The sequence below is a fragment of the Bartonella sp. AP11XZML genome, assembly GCF_042196445.1.
Classification (GTDB): Bacteria; Pseudomonadota; Alphaproteobacteria; order Rhizobiales; family Rhizobiaceae; genus Bartonella.
Window position 1 is genome coordinate 1 of record NZ_JBHIQF010000070.1, and the last position, 3180, is coordinate 3180.

Annotated in this window: 2 protein-coding genes and 1 pseudogene; all 3 read right to left on the reverse strand. The window is 39.7% G+C overall.

All coding sequences use genetic code 11. From position 1 onward, the window contains the following. Positions 1 to 123, reverse strand: a 123-nt coding sequence (locus tag ACFIMG_RS06650) for a transglycosylase SLT domain-containing protein (protein ID WP_375679160.1), incomplete at its 3' end; no start/stop codon positions are given. Next, a complete protein-coding gene (locus ACFIMG_RS06655; RefSeq protein ID WP_375679159.1) occupies positions 120 to 2285 on the reverse strand; it encodes a glycine zipper family protein in 2166 nt (721 codons plus the stop codon). The genes ACFIMG_RS06650 and ACFIMG_RS06655, both read right to left, overlap by 4 nt. Positions 2286 to 2291: 6 nt before the next feature. Further along, positions 2292 to 3180, reverse strand: a pseudogene (locus ACFIMG_RS06660) (hypothetical protein); the annotation flags it as partial.

Sequence of the window (3180 nt, forward strand, 5' to 3'; positions counted from 1 at the left end):
ATTCCTTGCATTCGGATTGCCTCCACTTTCCACTTGCGCAACACGGTACAAATAACTCTCTGGCAAACCATAACGCGCTGCTGCTTGACGGATCGCTTCATCTACCGGACTAGAACGGGTCATTGAACCTTACTCCTTAAAAATCTTCCCGCTTCTCCTGCCATTACCGAAGAAATGAAATGCCACAAATGGTCACTAACGATTCCTGCTTTATGTAATCGTATAAATCTTTGTAACATTTGAGCAACTTCCTGCTGGTTCATACCTTTAACGCCAAAAGTTGCTAATTTCGCTATATCTCGTTCAAGTATTTGTCTCTCTTTTTGAGGTAATTTCCTAATCGTATCAGATAAAATATTTTGTGTAATCTTTGCCCCTGCACGTGCTGTACTAACTTTCCCGTACGGTAGATTAACACCTGTTAAATAATTAGGTTCGGGCGTTCCCTGAAACGGTTTTAGGGCTCTTTGCGCCGCATCTTCATAGAACCTTTCATCCTCTACAGCTTTTCTAAACCCATGAATGTTTTTAGAGCTTAAAGATCTGCTTAGATTATCTGACATACGACCCGTTTGTAAAATATTCGAAAGTCTATTAACAGGACGCGAACCTTTTAATAGATCATCAATATAGTCTCTCATCCCTACATGATAAGTATTGAGACCACTAGACATTGCTCCTTTACGAAGACCTTCTTTAATCCCCTCTCCAGAAACATCTCTCTGTACAATGTTTTTGCCTTGTTCTATCGCTTCTTGAAAACCTTTATATTTTTCTACACTAGCCCGCGCTGCTTTGTAAGTAGAGGAGATTTCATCCGTTATCTTTACCAAATTATTCTTAAGTATTTGGTACCCTGTAGCCTTTTGTTTATCACCAAAATTCCGGGACTTTTCGATTAAATCATCAATAGATTTCTTCGTTTGATCTAATAACGCCATTGTGGGTTTATAGTTTATATGGATAAAATCTTTATCATAAAATCGTTGAGCAATTGCTGTGCGCGGGTCTCCTTCTAAGGTGTCAACTGCTTCTTTTACAGCGTTTTGAAACCATTTATTTTTGAAAAGCCTATTAAGAGCTGGATAATGCTTTTTTGCTATGGGAGTTTGCATTGCTTCTGCATAAAGATGTTTATATTCTTTTTCTCCTTGCTCTTGAAGCACCCTTTTTAAAACTTTCGTATCTTGAAGAGGTGTAATGTTTTCATCTGCCGATTGACCAATACGGTGAATAGCATTCTGCACTCGTTCCCCATGTGCTCCTTTCAAAAGTTCAGAAACATGCACATTTGTCTTCCCCATATTCGCAAGGGATACTTCTAAATTTGGACTAATATCTGTCAAAAATGCATGACGGGGCGCAGAGCCAAGACGCTCTGCAACATTCTCAACACCATCATCATATAATGTTTTTGCAACTTCCCTAACGGCTTTGGTTTCAACTTCCTTATGAGCAGGATTAAAACGCCCTCCTTTCATAAAGGGAATATAGGGAACATGTTGCAATCCCCTTGCCATTTTTTTTGTACCCCAAGAAGCAACTGTACCGGCAAGAGAACCAACAGGACCAGCTACTGTTCCAATACCACCACCAAACCCTGCCGATATAAGACGACCAGAAAGCCCCTCTCCCGCCCCTGAACCATGTAAAGCTCCTGAACCTGCTCCTAAAAGCGCCGCATTACCAAGATTTCTAAGTGTTGACATATGCTTTGCAAGAGCCAAAGCCCTTAATGGAGGCACAAAAAGTGAGAGTCCTGTCGGTACAAGTGAACCAACAGCATAAGCTATAGAGGACCAAATAGGATATTTCTCTTGCAAGGCTTTTTGGTAAGCACGTTCCTTGGCTACCCGTCTATTATATATCTCCTCTGCTTTCTTATCACCACGCCAATAATCTATAAAACCCGCTTCATTCGCTGCTTTCATCTCGTCAAAATAATCTGCCATCGCACCAGACGCGCTATTTCTCATAACAGCATTCCGCCACGTAAGATCTTTATCATCAAATGAAAAATCATCTGTTGTAGTTGATTGATCTTTTGTGTTTTGTTGACTTTCAGAAAAAGAATTAGATAGCTTCGCAATCTCAGCAGGATCTTCAACTACGCGGAAACGTTTCCCATTCTTAGCATATACATATTGAGATGAAGATGAACTGTTAGCATGTAAATTTATAATTTTTTCAATCTCAGCAGGATCTTCAACTACGCGAAAACGCTTCCCATTCTTGGCATATACATATTGAGAACGCATCTTCTCAGAAATGTTATAAGGGTCCATTACTATTTAATCCTCAACCAAAAATTTACCACTAGAACTGTCCCTAAAATAAGGTACGTTATCCTTAATAGATGCCTCTTCTAAACTCATCTTTGGTATATTTATCAAATTCCCTTGTGATAGTTGCGAACCACTTCCAAATGCTTCATCTACATCCGCAGCTGTTATGTTATCATTCATCAAAATAGCTAATTGCGCATCTGTTGCTTTGTTATAAATCTCCTGTAAACGTTGCAAATTCCTTATAAGCTCTTGAGGAGATAAACTCTGTTGCAAAGCAACATAAACATTTTCTAATCTTACACCTTCCTTATCAGTCAAATTACCCAATCCTGAAGCACCATTAGGTGATAGCGCTTTAATCCTCTCTAGCCTGTGAAGCATTGCTCCTCCCCTGATTGTTTCAAGATGATCCCTTAAACGTGCTGCCGGTGTGTTCCACAAATTCTGTAAAAATTGACCAATTGGACCAGTAGATGACTTAGGATTTTCCTTAAGTATCTCAAGAGCCGAATTTATTGCATGTGATGTACTTTCTCTCATAATTTTGGCATCTACTATTTGTAATTTTTTCAACTGTTCACGCTTTTGCATATCTTCATGTGCTTTTCCACCTTCAACCGTAACATATCTATATCCACCTGGTGCATTCGGATCTTCCACAAGCATCCTACCGTCATTGGTAAATTGTGGATTCCTGTTTCCACCGTTGATCGTTTGTGCAAAAAACGCATTCAACGCATCTTTATTCCCAGCCATGAACCGCGCCTCTTCTTCACTGTAGCCTTTGGACTTTAGATACTCGACAGTCTGGTTAACCTGTCCTCTTTTTTCTCTTTCCATATCACCACGACGAAGATTCATAGCTGCATTCGCTAAACTTTGTGCTATCGTC

Bases quoted from the DNA above. Each gene is read 5' to 3' on its own strand.
- ACFIMG_RS06655 (WP_375679159.1), bottom strand. From the start codon at position 2,285: ATGGACCCTTATAACATTTCTGAGAAGATGCGTTCTCAATATGTATAT.